Consider the following 18,084-nt stretch of genomic DNA (forward strand, 5'->3'; position numbering starts at 1 on the left):
TCTAGCGTGTGCGCGCACCCCCTCGCCGCACCCCCTGGACGGTCCCCATGCTCTGCCAGACCTGCGGGGACGCCACGTCCCCGAGCTTCAACGAGTGCCAGAACTGCTACACGCCCCTCGGACAGCCGGCCGTCACGCCGGGGCTGGAGACTTACGCCGTGCGCGGCATCGGCCTGGCCGCCTCGATCGCGGTCGGCGTGACCGCCGCGTTCTACCTGCTGTCCGCGCTCGCCCCGGTGGCCGGGATCGTGCTGGCGCGGCAGGCCGAGCGCGACGGCGACAGCGACGTGCTCTTCGGGGCCATGCTGTTCGAGGTCGCGGTGAGCCTGCCGTTCGTGGTGGCCTACCTGACCGCCGCTGTCCTGGTCATCATCTGGACCTGGCGGGCGCGCAAGAACATCGACGCCTTCCCCGGCGCGCTGCCCGTCCTCGGTCAGGGTTGGGCGATCGCCGGCTGGCTGGTGCCGTTCGCGAACTTCGTGGTGCCCGTCCGGGTGGTGGCCAACATCGCCCGGGACAGCCTCTGGCGCCGGAGCACCCCGTGGCTGGTCGTCGGCTGGTGGGCGGCGTGGCTGGTCTTCAGCGTCGGCGAGCGGCTGTTCAGCCGCAAGAACGACCTCGAGTACCTCCAGCTCCCCGAGACGGCCGTCGACCCCGCGGACTTCCAGGCGTACGTGGACTACTACCAGGGCGCCCTCGGCCGCAACGCGATTCCGGCGATCGCCTGCGTGGTGGCCGCCGCGTCGTTCATCGTGTTGATCCGGAAGATCTCCGCCGCCCAGCAGGACCGGATCGCCCGCGCCACCCCGGCGTGGCCGTACGCCCCGGGGACCCCGGTGCCCGGCGGGTTCGCCCCCGGCACGCCGCCCCCGGCCGGCGCGCCCGGCACGTTCGCCCCGCCGCAGCCGCAGCCGCAGCCGGTGGCCGCGCCCGCGCCGCAGGCCTCGGCCGACACGCCCCCGGCGTCGCCGCAGGTTCCCCCGGTGGCGGGTGGCACGATCGGGGCATGACGGAACTGGTCGGTCTCGCCGACGTACGGGCCGCGCGGGAACTGCTCGCCGGCGTCACCCGCACCACCCCGCTGGAGCCCTCCCGGCCGCTGAGCGCCAAGCTGGGCGGCCCGGCGTGGCTGAAGTGCGAGAACGTGCAGCGCGCCGGGTCGTACAAGGTGCGCGGCGCGTACGTGCGGATCTCCCGGCTCAGCGAGGAGGAGCGCGCCCGGGGCGTGGTCGCGGCCAGCGCCGGCAACCACGCCCAGGGCGTCGCCCTCGCCGCCGGCCTGGTGGGCGCCCACGCCACCGTGTTCATGCCGGTGAACGCGCCGCTGCCGAAGGTGGCCGCCACCAAGGGGTACGGCGCGCAGATCGAACTGGTCGGCAACACCGTCGACGAGTCCCTGGTGGCGGCGCAGACCTACGCCGAGCGGACCGGCGCGGTCCTGATCCATCCGTTCGACCACCCCGACGTGATCGCCGGTCAGGGCACCGTGGCGCTGGAGATCCTCGAACAGTGCCCCGACGTGAAGACGATCATCACCGGGGTCGGCGGCGGTGGCCTGATCTCGGGCATGGCGGTGGCGGCCAAGGCGCTGCGCCCCGACGTACGGGTGGTCGGGGTCCAGGCGGCCAGCGCGGCGGCCTTCCCGCCCTCGCTGATCGCCGGAGAGCCGGTACGCCTGCCGTCCTTCGCCACCATCGCCGACGGGATCGCGGTCGGCCGGCCGGGGGAGATCACCTTCACCCACGTCCGCAAGCTGGTCGACGAGATCGTCACGGTCTCCGAGGAGGACATCTCCCGGGCGCTGCTGATGCTGCTGGAGCGCGGCAAGCAGGTGGTCGAGCCGGCCGGCGCGGTGGGCGTGGCCGCGCTGCTGGCCGGGGTCGTCGAGGTGGAGGCGCCGGTGGTCGCGGTGCTCTCCGGCGGCAACATCGACCCGCTGCTGATGCTGCGGGTGATCGAGCACGGGCTGGCCGCGGCCGGGCGCTACCTGCGGGTGACGGTGCGCTGTTCGGACCGGCCCGGTCAGCTCGCCTCGCTGCTCACCGAGATCGCCGAGCACCGGGCGAACGTGGTCGACGTGGAGCACCAGCGGGCCAACCCGCACCTGCGCCTCGGCGAGGTCGAGGTGGCGCTGTCGGTGGAGACCCGGGGCGTCGAGCACTCCGACACGCTGATCAGCGCCCTACGGGCCAGCGGCTACCAGGTGGTCTTCGCGGCCGAGGCGTGACACCGGCGACGGTGCCACGCCTCGGGGCGTACGCGATGGGGAACCGCCGGGTCCGCGGACCCGGCGGGGCCGGACTCAGCCGGAGAACGGCTCGAAGCTGACCACGGTCACCTTGATGTCGGCGCCGCTCGGCGCCGTGTAGGTGCAGGTCTGGCCGGGGCGACCGCCCAGGATCGCCTTGCCGAGCGCCGACTCCGGGCTGTAGACCGTCAGGTCGGTGGTGGAGGCGATCTCCCGCGAGCCGAGCAGGAACGTCTCGGTGTCGTCCTGGTCGTCGTCGAAGTAGATCGTCACGACCATGCCGGGCGACACCGAGTCGGCGGTCGGCGCCTCGCCGACCTTGGCGGTGCGCAGCAGCTCCTTGAGGTAGAGGATGCGCCCCTCGGCCTTGCCCTGCTCCTCGCGGGCGGCGTGGTAGCCACCGTTCTCCCGCAGGTCGCCTTCCTCGCGCCGGGCGTTGATCTCGGCGGCGATGACCGGCCGGTTGGCGATGTGCTGGTCGAGCTCGGCCTTCAGGCGGTCGTACGCGTCCTGGGACAGCCAGGTGGCGGGCGCCTCGTTGTCATTGGTGGACACAGGCGTACTCCTCGATCGTGCGGAACTGGCTGACAGGTGAGTTACCAAGTTACCAGTGCGGCACACCCGCGGGTGTCGTCGATCACCCCCGGCGCCGGTACCCGACCCTGGTCCCGGGGCGTCCGCGCCGGCCGGCCGGTCAGCCGGCGGGTCGGCAGCGGACGACCTCGCCGATGAAGGGCCGCGCGGTGGTGGCGATCCGGTGCTGGGCGGTGGCCTGCCGCGCGCCGGGGCGCGCGCTCACCGCGACCTCGTCCCGACCCACCTCGGCGCCGTCGTGGGAGCGGGCCCGCAGCAGGCACACCGCGGAGCCGCCTTCGGGCAGGGTGACCCGGAAGTCGACCCGCACCCCGGTGTCGGTGACGTCGGTGTAGGTGATCACCTCGGCGTCGTACGTCGGGTCGCCGTACCGGGCGTAGAGCTGCGTCGCGACCAGGGCCAGCCCGGCGACCAGGGCGGCCGCCAGCAACCCGACCAGCAGCGGCCGGCGGCGGCCCGGCTCGCGGCGGCGGCCGTACCGCCCGGGCGGGAACGCGGGCGCGCCCGGGGTGATTGTGGCGTGCGTCTCGGTCACCGGCGGGTATCTCCTGGCGTTGTTGTCGGAAGCATCGGCAAGAATGGGAGAGTTCCACGCTCCCAAGCCCGTCCTGTCGTCAAGGATGACAGGTCGGCGCCGGCAGGGTCCGGCACGGGGGAGGATTCCGGCAGGTCAGCCGGGCGGCCCGGGGTGGGCCGTCGGCCGGCACAGACGAGGAGCGCCCACAGTGGCAGAGCAACTGCGTCTCATGGCGGTGCACGCGCACCCCGACGACGAGTCGAGCAAGGGCGCCGCGACCATGGCGAAGTACGTCGCGGAGGGTGTCGACGTCCTGGTCGTGACGTGCACCGGCGGCGAGCGCGGCAGCGTGCTCAACCCGAAGATGGACCGGCCCGACGTCTGGGCCAACATCGGCGAGATCCGCCGCGCCGAGATGGACGCCGCCCGGGCGATCCTCGGCGTCGAGCAGGCCTGGCTCGGCTTCGTCGACTCGGGGCTGCCCGAGGGCGACCCGCTGCCGCCGCTGCCCGAAGGCTGCTTCGCCCTGGAGGACGTCGAGGTCGCCGCGGGTCCGCTGGTGCGGCTGATGCGCGAGTTCCGTCCGCACGTCGTCACCACGTACGACGAGGAGGGCGGCTACCCGCACCCCGACCACATCATGACCCACAAGGTGAGCGTGGCCGCCTTCGAGGCGGCCGGCGACCCGGAGCGCTACCCGGAGCTCGGCGAGCCCTGGCAGCCGCTGAAGCTCTACTACGACATCGGCTTCTCCAAGGGCAAGATCATGGCGCTGCACGAGGGCATGCTCGCCGCCGGCCTGGCCTCGCCGTACGAGGAGTGGCTCAAGCGCTGGGACGACCGCCCCGACAAGGGCCCGCGGATCACCACCCGGGTGGAGTGCGCCGACTACTTCCCGGTCCGCGACGACGCGCTGCGCGCCCACGCCACCCAGATCGACCCGGACGGCTTCTGGTTCCACGTCCCGATGGAGCTGCAGCGGCACGCCTGGCCCACGGAGGACTTCCAGCTGGTCCGCTCGCTGGTCGACAGCCCGCTGCCCGAGTCGGACCTCTTCGCCGGGGTGCGCGAGACGGCCCATGCCCGCTGACCGGGCGGGGGGCTACGCTGAAAGCCCACCGCACATCGGAGAAACACCATGCTGACCGCCGCTGCCCAGGTGCTCGCGGAGAACAACTTCGGTGACACCCGCACGGGTGGTCTGGCCGGGCCGATGGGCCTCTTCCTCATCCTCCTCCTGGCCGCCGCCACCATCCTGCTGATCCGCAACATGAACGCCCGGCTGCGCCGGCTGCCCGACCGGTTCCCCACCCAGGGGCAGGCCGACACGTCGGCCACCGATCCGGCGGACGGGACCTCGACGCAGGAATCACGCACCGACACGCCCAACGGCCACCAGCAGCACCGAAACGGCTAGTCGGAGCGTGATTCACGCCGATCCGGGTCGTCAGCCCCTGTTGCGACCACCCGGATTGGCTTAGCCTTCCGCCGGGGGGACCGAAAAGTCCCTGAGCCGTGCGCGGGAGGGGGCGCCATGACCGTCGCAGCAGCGTCCGTCCCGGGCATCCCCCGTGTGCCGGCGGACGGAGCGGGCCGGTGACGTCCGGCCGGGCCGGCGACCACGTCGACCGGCCCGATCCCGGCGGCACACCGCCACGGGTGCTCCTGCTGATCACCGCCGTCACGCTGACCGCCTTCACGGCGGTCCTGATCGGCCTGACCGTCCCCGTCACGCTGCCGCCGGACGATGCACTTCCCGCCCTCGCGCGGTTCGGCATCGCCCTCGCCGCGTTCGCGGTCGCCCAACTGGCCCGGCTGAGGTTCCGCACCGCCACCGGCATGGTCAGCATCACCTGGGGCGAGGCCGCACTGATCGTCTGCCTCTACCTCGTACCGGCCGGGTGGCTGCCGGCCGCGGCGCTGCTCGGCACCGGGCTGGCCTGGACGGGAATGTCCCTGGCCGTCGACCGCCGGCCCCCGCTCGAGGTACTGCGGATCGCCGCTTCGCTGACCGCCGCCACCGCGCTCGCCGTCGCGGTCGCCACCGCGCTCGGCGCGCCGCTGCTGGCCGCACCCACCCCCGGGCTCGCCCTCGCCCTGATCGCCGCCTCGGTGACCTACCTGCTCGCCACCGCCTGCCTCGGCGGCGCCACCCTGGCGCTGCGGCACGGCGTCGCCGTCGGCCCACCGGTGCTCGCCGCGCTCCGGGGCAAGCTGCTGATGTTCGTCGGCAACGTCGCGGTCGGCCTGGTCGTGGTCGCCCTGGTGGAGATCGACGCCCGCTGGCTGCTGCTGCTCCCGCCCCTGTTCTGGCTGCTCCAGCAGACCTACCGGCACCGGCTCCGGGCCGACCAGGAACGACGGGACTGGCGGGCCTTCGCGGAGGCGACCGCCGCGCTCAACCAGCTCGACGAGCGCGGGGTGGCCACCGCCGCGGTGACCGGCGCGCTGACCCTCTTCGGCGCGGAGCTGGTCGACGTCGACGTGGCCCGGGGCGACGGCCGCTGGCGCCGGTACCGGGGGGACGCCTCCGGCCAGGTGCGCGACCGCGAGATCGGGCCGCCCGCCCGGCCGTCCACCGCGGAGCACGAGCTGGCCCGCCCGCTGACCGTCGGCGAGGCCGAGGTCGGCGAGCTGCGGGTCCGCTTCCCCGCCACCGCGCCACCGAGTGCCCGCGAGCGGGACGCCGTGGCCGCCTTCTCCGACGCCCTCGCCGCCGCGCTGCACGACGCGGCCACCCACCGGGAGCTGCGGCTGGTCAGCGCGCGGTCGTCGTACGAGGCGGTGCACGACGCGCTGACCGGGCTGGTGAACCGGGCGGCCATGCTCAGCAAGGGCGACCAGGCGCTGCGGCAGCTCGCCCACGATCACCCGGTGGCGCTGCTGCTGCTGGACATCAACCAGTTCAAAGAGGTCAACGACACCCTCGGGCACGCGGCCGGCGACCAGCTGCTGCGGCTCACCGCCAACCGGCTCGGCACCCTCGCCCGCCCGGGCGACCTGCTGGGGCGCCTCGGCGGGGACGAGTTCGCCCTGCTGCTGACGTCGGTCCCGGTGATCGGCGACCGGTCCGCCCCGATGGCGTACGCGCTGCGCCAGGCCCGGGAGATCGCCGAGCGGCTGGCCGCGCCGACCGAGGTGGCCGGGGTGCGGATGTCCGTCGAGGTGTCGGTGGGGGTGGTGGTGGCCGGGGCGGGCACCGCCGACCTGACCGAGCTGCTGCGCCGGGCCGACATCGCCATGTACCAGGCCAAGGAGGGCGGCGGCAGCGTCGCCGCGTACGACAGCGCCCGCGACGCCGCGAGCACCGACCAGCTGGCGCTGCTGGCGGAGCTGCGGGAGGCGTTGCAGGCCGACGACCAGTTGGTGCTGGCCCTGCAACCGGCGGTCGACCTGGCCACCGGCGCCCCGACCGGGGTGGAGGCGCTGATCCGCTGGCGGCACCCGCGCCGCGGCTGGCTCGGCCCGGTCGACTTCATCCGCCCGGTGGAGAACAGCGAGCAGCTCGGCGCCTTCACCCGGTACGTGCTGGACAAGGCGCTCGCGGTGGCGGCCGACTGGGCCCGGGAGGGCTTGGACGTGCCGATCTCGGTGAACCTCTCGGCCCGTAGCCTGCTCGACCCCCGGCTGCCGGCCGAGATCGCCGACGCGCTGCGCCGCCACCAGGTGCCCCCGCACCGGTTGGTCCTGGAGATCACCGAGACGGTGGTGATGAGCGAGCTGGAGGTGATCGACGAGGTGCTGGCCACGGTCCGCGCGATGGGCGTGCAGCTCGCCGTCGACGACTTCGGCACCGGCTTCTCGTCGCTGACCTTCCTGACCCGGATCGCGGTCGACGAGCTCAAGGTGGACCGCTCGTTCGTGATCCGGATGGCCGAGTCGCCGGAGGCCGCGGCGATCGTCCGGACCACCGTCGGGCTCGCGCACGAGCTGGGGCTGCGGGTGGTGGCGGAGGGGGTGGAGACCGCCGAGCAGCGGCTCGCCCTGGCCGAGCTGGGCTGCACCGCCGCCCAGGGCTACCACTTCTTCAAGCCGATGCCGGCCGACAAGATCGGCGCGGTACTCGGCACGCTGCGCGAGTCGGCCGAGTCGAACGTCTTCCCGCTGCGCGCCGACGGCGCATCCTGACCCACCGCCCGTTCGCGAGATGCGGCGTGTCGGGGTGTCCGGGCGGCGGGACACCCCGACACGCCGCAAACCGGGGCCAGGGCCGCGGGCAGCGGCCCGGCCGCGGGTCAGGCGCGGGGGAGGACCTCGCCGACGACGGTCGGCAGGGCCGCCCAGTCGGCGGAGACGATGCTGGCGTGCGCCGCCGCCAGTTGGGCGACCCGGGCCCGGGCGGCGTCCGGGTCGGTGTTCCCCACCTTCGGCGGCACGTTCTGCGCGTCGGTCATCACCAGCAGGTAGTGGTTGGTGGCGTACCAGGAGGTGTCGATGCCGCCGCCGACGTACGCGCTCGCGTCGCCGTCGAAGACGACGAACCACGGCCGCAGGCTCACCTCGGTGTAGCGGGTGCGCGGGTCGCCGGCCTGGGCGTTGTGCACGGCGGGGAACGCCTGGGCCCGGGCGAGGGTGCCCGCCGACGCCAGGCCGGCGAGGTGACGGGCGTACTCGACGTCGGTGCGGAGCGTGTCGGTGGGATTGCCCTCCTCCACGGTGCCCGGGATCAGCTCCACGAGCACCTTGCCGGCGAGCTGCTGGCGGGTCGGCCAGGCGTCGGCCCGGGCGGCGGCGTCCAGCGAGGCGTACCCGCCGCGCAGGTCGACCGGGCGGAAGACCCGGTCGCCGAGCCGGGCGGCGAGCAGCGCGTCGAGCTGGACCGGCCCCTGCCCGGTACGGGCGCTGAAGCCGGTCTTCAGCTCCAGCTTGAGCTGCACCGGCCCGGCGTCGGGGTGGGCGCCCAGCCAGAGCCGGATGTCGTCCAGGCAGTGTTCGAGGTTCTTGTTGCGGGTGCCGGTGTAGAGCTGCGCGGCGCTGGTGGCGGCGACGCAGTTGTTGTCGTTGCCGAGCGGGTTGGAGTGGCTGACCCGCCACTGGCGCGTGATCACGTCCGGCCAGACGTCCAGCTCGATCATCCCTGGCCGGGCGTCGAGCGCCTGCGCCAGGTAGGTGTAGGTGCCGCGCTCGTACGCGTTGTGGGTGCCGACGGCCGTGGTCCCGGAGATCCGGGTGGCGGGGTCCACGGCCGCGGCGGCGGGGTGTCCGGTGAGGACGACCGCGAGCACCGCGACCGAGGTGAGTACGGACAGACGACGGGATCCGCGCATGCGTGCCTCCTCGCGAGGCCGGCGACGATCGCCGGCATGCACAGATATAAATAGATGAAAGTGAACTGCGGAAGCCCCTGCGATTGCCGTCGGACCGACGGGCGCGGGCCCGTCCGGCTGGATATGGTCGTCAGGTGAACCGACTCGCCGATGCGACCTCGCCGTACCTGCTCCAGCACGCCGACAACCCGGTCGACTGGTGGCCCTGGAGCGCCGAGGCGTTCGCGGAGGCGAAGCGGCGGGACGTGCCGGTGCTGATCTCGGTCGGCTACGCCGCCTGCCACTGGTGTCACGTGATGGCCCACGAGTCGTTCGAGAACGAGCAGGTCGGCGCGCTGGTCAACGACGACTTCGTGGCGATCAAGGTGGACCGGGAGGAGCGGCCGGACGTCGACGCGGTCTACATGACCGCCACCCAGGCGATGACCGGGCAGGGCGGCTGGCCGATGACGGTCTTCGCCACCCCCGACGGCACCCCGTTCTTCTGCGGCACGTACTTCCCCCGGGCGAACTTCGTCCGGCTGCTGGAGTCGGTCGCCGCGGCGTGGCGCGACCAGCGTGAGGCGGTGCTGCGCCAGGGCGCCGCCGTGGTCGAGGCGATCGGCGGCGCCCAGGCCGTCGGCGGCCCGACCGCCCCGCTCACCGCCGAGCTGCTGGACTCCGCCGCCGACCAGCTCTCCCGCGAGTACGACGCGACGAACGGCGGCTTCGGCGGGGCGCCGAAGTTCCCGCCGCACATGAACCTGCTCTTCCTGCTCCGGCACCACCAGCGCACCGGCTCGGCGCGCAGCCTGGAGATCGCCCGGCACACCGCCGAGGCGATGGCCCGGGGCGGCATCCACGACCAGCTCGCCGGCGGCTTCGCCCGCTATTCGGTGGACGCGCACTGGACCGTGCCGCACTTCGAGAAGATGCTCTACGACAACGCCCTGCTGCTGCGGTTCTACGCGCAGCTCTGGCGGCTCACCGGTGACCGGATGGCCCGGCGGGTGGCCCGGGACACCGCCCGGTTCCTCGCCGACGAGCTGCACCGGGCGGGGGAGGGCTTCGCCTCCGCGCTGGACGCCGACACCGAGGGCGTCGAGGGGCTCACCTACGCCTGGACCCCGGCCCAGCTCGTGGCGGCGCTCGGCGAGGAGGACGGCCGCTGGGCCGCCGACCTCTTCGAGGTCACCGAGGAGGGCACCTTCGAGCACGGCACGAGCGTGCTGCGGCTGGCCCGGGACGTCGACGACGCCGACCCGGAGATCAAGGCCCGCTGGCGGGACGTCGTCGGCCGGCTGCTCGTCGCCCGGGACACCCGCCCGCAACCCGCCCGCGACGACAAGGTGGTGGCCGCCTGGAACGGCCTGGCGATCACCGCGATCGCCGAGTTCCTCCGGGTCGCCGCCCTCTACGCCTCGCCCGACGACGAGGACGCCAACCTGATGGAGGGCGTCACCATCGTCGCGGACGGCGCGATGCGCGACGCCGCCGAGCACCTGGCCGCCGTGCACATCGTGGACGGGCGGCTGCGCCGGGCGTCCCGGGACAAGGTGGTCGGCGAGCCGGCCGGCGTGCTGGAGGACTACGGCTGCGTGGCCGAGGCGTTCTGCGCGATGCACCAGCTCACCGGCGAGGGGCGCTGGCTGGCGCTGGCCGGCGGGCTGCTCGACGTGGCCCTGGCCCGGTTCGCCGCCCCGGGCGGCGGCTTCTACGACACCGCCGACGACGCCGAGCAGCTGGTCGCCCGGCCGGCCGACCCGACCGACAACGCCACCCCGTCGGGGCGCTCGGCGATCGTGGCGGCGCTGGTGGCGTACGCGGCGCTGACCGGGGAGAGCCGGTACCGGGAGGCCGCCGAGGCGGCGCTGGCCACCGTCGCGCCGATCGTCGGGCGGCACGCCCGCTTCACCGGCTACGCGGCGACGGTGGGGGAGGCGCTGCTCTCCGGGCCGTACGAGATCGCGGTGGCCACCGACGACGCGGTGGGTGATCCCCTGGTGGCCGCCGCCGTGCGGCACGCCCCGCCGGGCGCGGTCGTGGTGGCCGGCCGACCAGACCAGCCGGGGGTGCCGCTGCTCGCGGACCGGCCGCTGGTCGACGGGCGGCCCACCGCGTACGTCTGCCGGGGTTTCGTCTGCCAGCGGCCGGTGACCTCGGTCGACGACCTGGTCGCCCAGCTCGGCTGACGCCCGGAGTTGAGCTGGCGGGCCGGTGCCCCTCGCGGCGGTGATCGCCGGCGGCCCGGATAGGCTGGCGGCGCTATGGATTCCCGTACCGGTCTGCCCGTCGTCGGCATGGTGGGCGGAGGCCAGTTGGCCCGGATGACCCACCAGGCTGCCATCGCCCTCGGCCAGTCACTGCGCGTGCTGGCGCTCGCCCCGGACGACGGCGCCGCCCTGGTCGCCTCCGACGTCCAGTACGGCGACCACACCGACCTCTCCGCGCTGCGCACCTTCGCCAAGGGCTGCGACGTGGTCACCTTCGACCACGAGCACGTGCCCACCGAGCACATCCGCGCCCTCGCCGCCGAGGGCGTGAAGCTCTTCCCGGCCGCCGACGCGCTGCTGCACGCGCAGGACAAGCGGATCATGCGGGAGCGCCTCGGTGCGCTGGGCGCTCCGAACCCGGCCTGGCGGCCGGTCGCCGAGCCCGTCGACCTGGTCGCCTTCGGCGAGGAGAACGGCTGGCCGGTGGTGCTGAAGGCCGCCCGCGGCGGCTACGACGGTCGGGGCGTCTGGATGGTCGACGACCCGACCCGGGCCGCCGAGCTGGCCGCGACGCTGCTCGCCGGCGGTACCTCGCTGATCGTCGAGGAGCGGGTGGCGCTGCGTCGGGAGCTGGCCGTGCAGGTGGCTCGCTCGCCGTTCGGGCAGGTCGCCGCGTACCCGGTGGTGGAGACCGTGCAGCGGGACGGGATCTGCGTCGAGGTGCTCGCCCCCGCGCCCGACCTGCCGGAGGAGCTCGCGCTCGCCGCCCAGCAGCTCGCCATCGACCTGGCCACCGCGCTCGACGTGGTCGGCCTGCTGGCGGTGGAGCTGTTCCTGACCGACGCCGGCCTGGTCGTCAACGAGCTGGCCATGCGGCCGCACAACTCGGGGCACTGGACCATCGAGGGCGCCCGCACCTCGCAGTTCGAGCAGCACCTGCGGGCCGTGCTCGACTACCCGATGGGGGACACCTCGCTGACCGCCCCGGTGGTGGTGATGGCGAACGTGCTCGGCGGCGAGCCGGGCGGCATCTCCATCGACGAGCGGCTGCACCACCTCTTCGCCGCCGAACCGGGCGCCAAGGTCCACCTGTACGGCAAGCAGGTGCGGCCGGGCCGCAAGATCGGGCACGTCACGGTGCTCGGCAACGACCTGGACGACGTACGGGCGCGGGCCGCGCGGGCCGCTTCCTGGCTGCGCGAGGGACAGTGAGCGCGAGGAGTGAGCTTGCGAGCCCCGCAGTCGCGAACGAAGGGAAGCTGCGTGTGAGCACCGTCGGGCTGATCATGGGCAGCGACTCGGACTGGCCGGTCATGAAGGCCGCCGCCGAGGCGCTGGACGAGTTCGGGGTGCCCTACGAGGTGGGCGTCGTCTCCGCCCACCGCACCCCGGTGAAGATGATCGAGTACGGCCGCTCCGCCGCCGACCGCGGCGTCAAGGTGATCATCGCCGGGGCGGGCGGCGCCGCTCACCTGCCCGGCATGGTCGCCTCGGTGACCCCGCTGCCGGTGATCGGCGTGCCGGTGCCGCTCAAGCACCTCGACGGGATGGACTCCCTGCTCTCCATCGTGCAGATGCCGGCGGGGGTGCCGGTGGCCACCGTGTCGATCGGCAACGCCCGCAACGCCGGGCTGCTCGCCGTTCGCATCCTGGCCGCCTCGGACCCGGCGCTGCTGAAGCGGATGACCGCCTTCCAGGCCAGCCTGGAGGAGATGGTGGCCGAGAAGGACGCCGCCCTCCGCGCCTCCCTCGCCTGACCGCTCCACACGACCGACGGCACTCACCGTCAGTGATCCCAGCCGGCGTCACGCAACGTGTCGGTTGTGTCGCCCCCCGGGTCCCAGGTTCGCTCCCTTTGCTCTGCTACCCCTTAGGCAACACCGCCTTTGAACAGCCGGAACGCCATACGCCCGGAGGCCGGCCACTCGACGGACCGTCACTCCGCGTGAGTGTTGCGTGGAGCGCAGCAGAGCAAAGGCCGTGCGGGGTGGGGCTTGGGCCGGACCTGGCCGTCACCGCTGGTAGCCGCGACTCCTGATCACGTGGGGATCGACCAGGCCCGCCCGGCAGCGACCGGCGAGTGGCCCCGGCATGATCCCGGCCGCGACGAGGCCCCCCGCACCGGGCTCAACAACCCAGTTCGTGATCCGCGACCACCCGGCACGCCCTGCGCAACACGGCAGTCACGCCACAGGGACCCTCCGATTTATCTCATGCCGCGTAGCGCGGTCTGCAACCGCTCCTGGGCGCGGCGGCGGCGCTCGTTGCTCGCGCCCAGCACCAGCAGCACCACGCCGACCGGGATCAGCACCAGCCACGGGCCGAGGCTGAACAGCGCGTGCACCGCGGCGATCGCGGTCACCGTGGCGCCGACGATCACCGGTGCCTGCTGCCGGCTCGTGGTGCCGAAGATCAGCACCGCCACCGCGCCGAGCAGCAGCAGCACCTGCCGCAGCATGCTGGACTCGGTCGCCAGCACGATCGCCAGGGTCGGCACGAACGCGGTGACCAGCGCCGGCCCGTACGCCACCCAGCTCGACAGGTCCGGGCGGTGCCGCAGCTCCAGCACCCCCACCAGCAGGGCGAGCGCCGCGAACGGCAGCGTGTACGCCTCCGGCAGCGCCACGGCGGCGACCCGCATCAGGATCCACCAGGCGGTGATCTCGCAGGCGACCACCGCCCAGAACAGGATCTGCCGTTCCAGCGGGCGGCGCCCCGGCCGGCTCGCGGCGATCCCGAGCACGGCACCCCAGGCGGCCAGCAGGGCGGCGATGTGCCGGGGCGAGTCGTACGCCAGCGCCAGGGCGATCAGCGCGGCCGCGTACCCGGTCCACTCCACGGTGGCCGCCTCGGGCTGCGCCTCGGGGCGGCGCAGCCTCGGCAGGGTCGCCGCGAACACCTGCAACGCCGCGCCGACCGCCAGCACCCCGAACGCCGACCAGACGGCGGCGAGCCCGGCGACCAGCCCGGCGGTGAGCACGAAGAGCTGCGCCATCAGCGAGGCGAAGAGCCAGCCGAGGATGCGCGCCCGCTGGGTGGTGCCGTAGAGCGCCGCGACGCTGCCGACACCCACCGCCCCGCCCAGCGTGAACAGGGTCAGGCCCTGGGTGCCGAGGCTGCCGGCCAGCCCGGCGCCGCCGCCGGCCAGCCCGATCGCGAAGACCAGCACCCGGGTCACCCGCAGCGACCGGGCCGGCTCGGCCAGCGGCGGCGGCGGGGTCAGCGCGAGCCCGAGCATCGAGATGGTGAAGACCGCCAGTGCCGCCAGGGCGCTCTCCGGCCAGGCGTGGCCGAGCGCCACCGGGGTGATCAGCAGGGTCACCGCCAGCCCCGGCAGGACCACCGGTACGGCCCGCGCGCGCCGCCCGCCGCTGAGCCCGGTGGCCGCCAGCGCCGCGGTCGCGGTGAGCAGCAGCGCGGTCAGCACGTGGGTCGGGTCGACCGCCTCCGGAGGCGGGGTGAGCAGCTCCGGTGGCGGCCCCTGCCAGACCCGGGAGAGCATCCGGTGCGGCTCCACCAGGGCGATGTAGAGCAGCGGCGCGAGCGAGGCCAGGGCCAGCGCCGTCGGCAGCGCCGCCGCGGCGAAGGCTCCGACGGCCGGGCTGATGCGCCAGCGGCGTCGGGTGCCGTCGTCCGGCAGCCGGCGCAGCGCGCCGTCCAGCAGCACGGCCCACCGGCGTACCGGCTGGGCCGAGCCGACCGGCGGGACGGTGGCCGCCCGGACCAGCTCGGCGAGCACCCCGAGCAGCGCCGCCGCGGCGGCGTACACGCCGGAGGGGAGGTGGGCGAAGATCGCGGCCAGCGCGCTGACCGTCGCGCCGCCGACGATCGCCGCGCTCGCGTACGGCAGGTACTGCGGCACCTGGCGGCGGACCGCGGCGACCCCGGCCAGCCCGATGCTGGACGCCGCCAGCGCGCCGGTCAGCACCACCTGGGCCGAGTGACCGAACTCGGCGGCCAGCGCGGCGACCGCGCCCGGCAGCGCCAGCAGGGCCGCCCCGGCCGCCGCGCCGCCGATCCGCACCAGGTGCGGTGGCATCCCCTCGGTCTCCACGTCCTCCGTCAGCGACGGCGCGAGCCCCCGGGCCAGCGCCGCGACGACCAGGCCGATCAGCGCGATGGCGCCCAGCGCCAGCGCGGTGGTCCACGGCCGGACCAGCCCGGCCGCTGCGGCGTGCAGCGCCACCGCACCGGCCGCGACCGCCCGGGAGAGCCCCGCGCGCGGGTCGGCCGAGGCCACCGCCGCCATCCCGAGGACGGTGGCGACCATCGTCCCGACCAGCACCGGCGACCACCAGGGCAGGTCGAACGCGGCGGGCGCCCCGATGGTGGCGAGCACGACCGCCGCGCCAGCGATGTCGTACTTCCAGGGCGGCGGAAGCAGGATCCCGGCCGCCGTGCCGAGCATCGCCAGTGCCACCGGGGCCTGCCAGGTGGCGCCGCCGGTGGGCGCGGCCGGCCAGCCGGTGAGGTCACCGGCCCAGATCGGGCCGGGCGTGGCGAGCACGCCGACCCCGCCGCGCAGGGCCGACCAGCCGGCCAGCAGGCCGATCAGGGTGCCGCCGACGGCGATCCCGAGCACCGGCCCGCGGCGCCACTCCTCCGGCATCGCCCGGGCCGCGACGGCGACCAGTAGCACCAGCGCGGCGGCCACCGCGAGCTGCCCGCCGGCGGAGATCACCGCCGCGATCCGGGCCAGCGTGGCGATAAGCGCGGCGGTGACCGCCGCGGCGGCCAGGTCGGAGCCGTCGAGGGCGAGGTCGGACCGGCGGCCCGCGTCGATCCGCGGGGCGAGCAGGAGCAGCACGGTGGCGACCAGCAGCAGCCCGCCCACCCAGGCGTCGGCGGCGGTGGTGCCGGGGGCGCCGAAGGCGGCGGCGACGACCGCGAGCGCGCCGAGCGCCGTGCCGGCCGCGTGCGGCAGCGCGATGTGTCGCTGGGAGACCTGCACCATGGCCGCGTAGCCCAGCGTGACGCAGACGGCGAGGAAGGCGGCGGCCAGGATCGGGACGGTCAGCTCGCGCAGCACCGCCGGGGTGGGCGTCGGGACGGCCGGTTCGGTGGCGGCGACGAAGGCGGCCACCGCGCCGGGCAGCGCGAACGACGCCCCGCCGGCCGCCCAGCCGGAGAGCGTGTCGGCCGCCGCCGGGGTGATCCGCACCCGGGGTGCGAGCGCGACCAGCACCCCCGCCACGACGAGGGTGACCAGCGCCGCCGCGGTCAGCGCGGGCCGGCTCAGTGCGGCCCCGGCGCCGATCACGCCCACCACCGTGGCGGTGACGGCGTGCACCAGCGCGGCGCGGGTGGTGGCCGCGGAGAGGCCGAGCACCCCGATGCCGACCGCGGCCAGCACCATCGGCCACGGCGCGGCCGCCCAGCCGAGGGCGAGGGAGGCCGGTACGGCGAGCGCGGTCAGCCCCGCGCCGACCACGGCGAACTCGCGGCGGATCTCGGGAGGCAGGGCGAGCACCGCGGCCACGGTCAGCAGCAGGGCGCTGGCGGCCAACTGCCAGGCCGCCGGGCCGACCGCCGCCGCCAGCTCGCCGGGGAACCGGGTCAGGTCGGCGTTCCAGGCCGGCAGGGCCGCGCGGGCCGGGGCCAGGCCGGCGCGCAGGGCGCCGCCGGCGACGACCACCCCGCTGACCGTGAGCGCCGCCGCGGCGGCGAACTGCGGCCCGCGCCGGGCCGCCTCCGGTACGGCCCGCACGGCCAGCCCGGTGAGCGTGATGACGGCGGCGATCAGCAGCAGCGCCCGACCGGGGTAGGCGACCGAGGCGATCCGGCCCAGCGCCCCGATGACGGCCAGCGTCATGATGCCTGCGGCCACGTCGGGCAGCGGCGGTCGCCGCAGCACCAGCGCGCCGGCCAGGGCCACCGCCGCGGCCAGCAGCAGCGCCGCGCCGGCCACCGTGGCCGCCGGTACGGTGGCCGCCCGCAGCAGCGCGGTGACCGCGTACGCCAGGGCGAGCGCCACCGCCGCTCCGTGCAGCAGCCAGGTCACCTGGGGCAGCCAGGGCACCGGCCGGACGACCTCGCCCGGTGCCGGGGCCGCCGTCGCGCCGAGCACCTCGCCGGCCTCCTCGGGTGCCGCCTCGGGCCGGCCCTCGGTGGCGGTGCGCTGCCGGGGTGCGGTCGGCGCGGCCGGCGGGTCGACCGGCAGGTCGCGGCGGACCGGGCGTTCCAGCAGCAGCGACGAGCGGGCCAGCCAGAGGTCGAGCACGGCGACGACGGTCAGCGCGAACGCCCACCCGCCGGGGCCGGTGATCCGGTCGTACGCCAGCAGCGGCACCACCGGTTGGGCGGCGAGCACGGCGGCGAAGCGGGGCGCGCGCAGGCCGGTGCCCCGGGCGTACCCGAGGGCGACGGCGGCGGTGACCGCGAAGATCACCCCGGAGAAGACCGCGCCGGAGGCACCGCCGGCGCCGATCCGGTCCACCGCCCACAGCGCGTACCCGGCCAGCGGCACCAGCAGCAGGCCGACCGCGGCGATCGTCTCGGCGGTCGAGGTGAGCCCGCGCCGGGCGAGCACGGGCGGGGCGAGCAGCAGCAGCACGGTGGCGACCAGCAGGATGCCCAGCCGGGCGAGGGCGTCCATCGAGCTGGTGGCGACGGCGGCGAAGACCACCGCGGCCACGGCCAGCAGCAGCGCGCCGAGTCCGAGCGGGATGTTCTGCACCTCGCGGGAGGACGCCTCCGGCGGGTGCTCCGGATCGTCGGCGTCCAGCCAGGTGGCGGTGGCGCGCGGTGGCGGCGGCGGGCCGTCGTCGGACCCGGGCGGCGCGGCGCCCTGCCGGGGCACCCGGGGCGGGGCGCCGGTGGCGGCGGTCGGGGGTCGGCGGCCGGGCTTGCGGCGCAGCACCCGGCGCGGGCGGGTGGCCTGCCTGGTCCGCTCCTCACCGGCGTGGGCGAGGATGTCGCGCTGGAAGAGGGCGGCCTGCATCTTGGCGGCGATCTGCCGCTGCTCGGCGAGGATGGCCGCCTCGCGCGCCTTCATCTCCGCGATGGACCGCTCAATCTCGGCCAGGTGTTCCCGCCACTGCGGCTGCTCGGCGCCGCAGTGCGGGCAACGGGCGGCCGGCTGAATCTGCCGCCCGCACGAGGAGCACTGAAAGCTCTCCACGACACCCCTCCACCCGGCCGGCCCGCACTGTGGACCTCCAGTGTCGAGCATGCCCTGCCCCGGCGCGGATTTCGACACCTGGCGTTGGCGATTCGGCACAACGAGGAGCGCCGGCCGGGAAGCGGTGCTTCCCGGCCGGCGCGTCG

12 protein-coding genes are annotated in these 18,084 nt (G+C 75.1%); 8 read left to right on the forward strand and 4 right to left on the reverse strand.

Translation table 11 applies throughout. The features are described from left to right. Positions 1-8: 8 nt before the first annotated feature. Both ACTMS9_RS04855 and ilvA read left to right on the forward strand, forming a co-directional pair. The gene (locus ACTMS9_RS04855) at positions 9-1,010 is read left to right on the forward strand and encodes a DUF4328 domain-containing protein (protein WP_441164213.1); all 1,002 of its coding nucleotides are present in this window, start codon (positions 9-11) and stop codon (positions 1,008-1,010) included. Then, positions 1,007-2,227, forward strand: coding sequence for a threonine ammonia-lyase (gene ilvA / locus ACTMS9_RS04860; RefSeq protein WP_280837780.1), 1,221 nt, complete (start codon positions 1,007-1,009; stop codon positions 2,225-2,227). The genes ACTMS9_RS04855 and ilvA overlap by 4 nt, the downstream gene beginning before the upstream one ends. Positions 2,228-2,302: 75 nt before the next feature. On the opposite strand, the gene greA is transcribed toward ilvA, so the two are convergent. Next, on the reverse strand, positions 2,303-2,803 hold the full coding sequence (greA, locus tag ACTMS9_RS04865; RefSeq protein WP_154939421.1) for a transcription elongation factor GreA: 501 nt from the start codon (positions 2,801-2,803) through the stop codon (positions 2,303-2,305). Positions 2,804-2,942: 139 nt separating this feature from the next. Continuing rightward, a complete protein-coding gene (locus ACTMS9_RS04870) occupies positions 2,943-3,377 on the reverse strand; it encodes a DUF4307 domain-containing protein (protein WP_441147141.1) in 435 nt (144 codons plus the stop codon). A gap of 190 nt (positions 3,378-3,567) precedes the next feature. Here ACTMS9_RS04870 and mca point away from each other — a divergent pair, with 190 nt between their 5' ends. The 3 genes from mca to ACTMS9_RS04885 all read left to right on the forward strand — a co-directional run bounded on the left by mca (position 3,568) and on the right by ACTMS9_RS04885 (position 7,487). Then, positions 3,568-4,449 carry a mycothiol conjugate amidase Mca gene (gene mca, locus ACTMS9_RS04875; RefSeq protein ID WP_154939417.1) on the forward strand — a complete coding sequence of 294 codons (882 nt, stop codon included), beginning with the start codon at positions 3,568-3,570 and terminating at the stop codon, positions 4,447-4,449. Positions 4,450-4,500: 51 nt separating this feature from the next. Continuing rightward, positions 4,501-4,776 carry a hypothetical protein gene (locus ACTMS9_RS04880; RefSeq protein WP_435820024.1) on the forward strand — a complete coding sequence of 92 codons (276 nt, stop codon included), beginning with the start codon at positions 4,501-4,503 and terminating at the stop codon, positions 4,774-4,776. Between the two features lie 248 nt (positions 4,777-5,024). After that, positions 5,025-7,487 (forward strand): putative bifunctional diguanylate cyclase/phosphodiesterase, encoded by a 2,463-nt coding sequence (locus tag ACTMS9_RS04885; protein WP_441147619.1) that lies wholly within the window; start codon positions 5,025-5,027, stop codon positions 7,485-7,487. A 107-nt stretch (positions 7,488-7,594) separates the two neighbouring features. Here ACTMS9_RS04885 and ACTMS9_RS04890 read toward each other — a convergent pair whose 3' ends face one another. Further along, positions 7,595-8,626: a phosphatidylinositol-specific phospholipase C domain-containing protein gene (locus tag ACTMS9_RS04890; RefSeq protein ID WP_441147138.1), complete on the reverse strand. Its 1,032-nt coding sequence runs from the start codon at positions 8,624-8,626 to the stop codon at positions 7,595-7,597. Positions 8,627-8,760: 134 nt separating this feature from the next. Between ACTMS9_RS04890 and ACTMS9_RS04895 the strand changes: the two genes are divergently transcribed. The 3 genes from ACTMS9_RS04895 to purE all read left to right on the forward strand — a co-directional run bounded on the left by ACTMS9_RS04895 (position 8,761) and on the right by purE (position 12,575). Beyond that, positions 8,761-10,797 carry a thioredoxin domain-containing protein gene (locus ACTMS9_RS04895; protein ID WP_441164214.1) on the forward strand — a complete coding sequence of 679 codons (2,037 nt, stop codon included), beginning with the start codon at positions 8,761-8,763 and terminating at the stop codon, positions 10,795-10,797. Positions 10,798-10,872: 75 nt separating this feature from the next. Next, positions 10,873-12,030: a 5-(carboxyamino)imidazole ribonucleotide synthase gene (locus ACTMS9_RS04900; protein WP_441147134.1), complete on the forward strand. Its 1,158-nt coding sequence runs from the start codon at positions 10,873-10,875 to the stop codon at positions 12,028-12,030. A 53-nt stretch (positions 12,031-12,083) separates the two neighbouring features. Then, positions 12,084-12,575 carry a 5-(carboxyamino)imidazole ribonucleotide mutase gene (gene purE, locus ACTMS9_RS04905; protein WP_088963898.1) on the forward strand — a complete coding sequence of 164 codons (492 nt, stop codon included), beginning with the start codon at positions 12,084-12,086 and terminating at the stop codon, positions 12,573-12,575. Between the two features lie 449 nt (positions 12,576-13,024). Here purE and ACTMS9_RS04910 read toward each other — a convergent pair whose 3' ends face one another. Further along, positions 13,025-17,938, reverse strand: coding sequence for an SCO7613 C-terminal domain-containing membrane protein (locus ACTMS9_RS04910; protein WP_441164215.1), 4,914 nt, complete (start codon positions 17,936-17,938; stop codon positions 13,025-13,027). Between the last annotated feature and the right edge of the window lie 146 nt (positions 17,939-18,084).

Origin of the sequence: Micromonospora sp. L31 (assembly GCF_052068075.1) — a bacterium.
Taxonomy (GTDB): Bacteria; Actinomycetota; Actinomycetes; order Mycobacteriales; family Micromonosporaceae; genus Micromonospora; species Micromonospora purpureochromogenes.

What these genes read in the sequence shown, in the direction of transcription:
- ilvA (WP_280837780.1), top strand. Translation starts at nt 1,007, where the DNA reads ATGACGGAACTGGTCGGTCTCGCCGACGTACGGGCCGCGCGGGAACTG.
- ACTMS9_RS04890 (WP_441147138.1), bottom strand. Translation starts at nt 8,626, where the DNA reads ATGCGCGGATCCCGTCGTCTGTCCGTACTCACCTCGGTCGCGGTGCTC.
- ACTMS9_RS04900 (WP_441147134.1), top strand. Translation starts at nt 10,873, where the DNA reads ATGGATTCCCGTACCGGTCTGCCCGTCGTCGGCATGGTGGGCGGAGGC.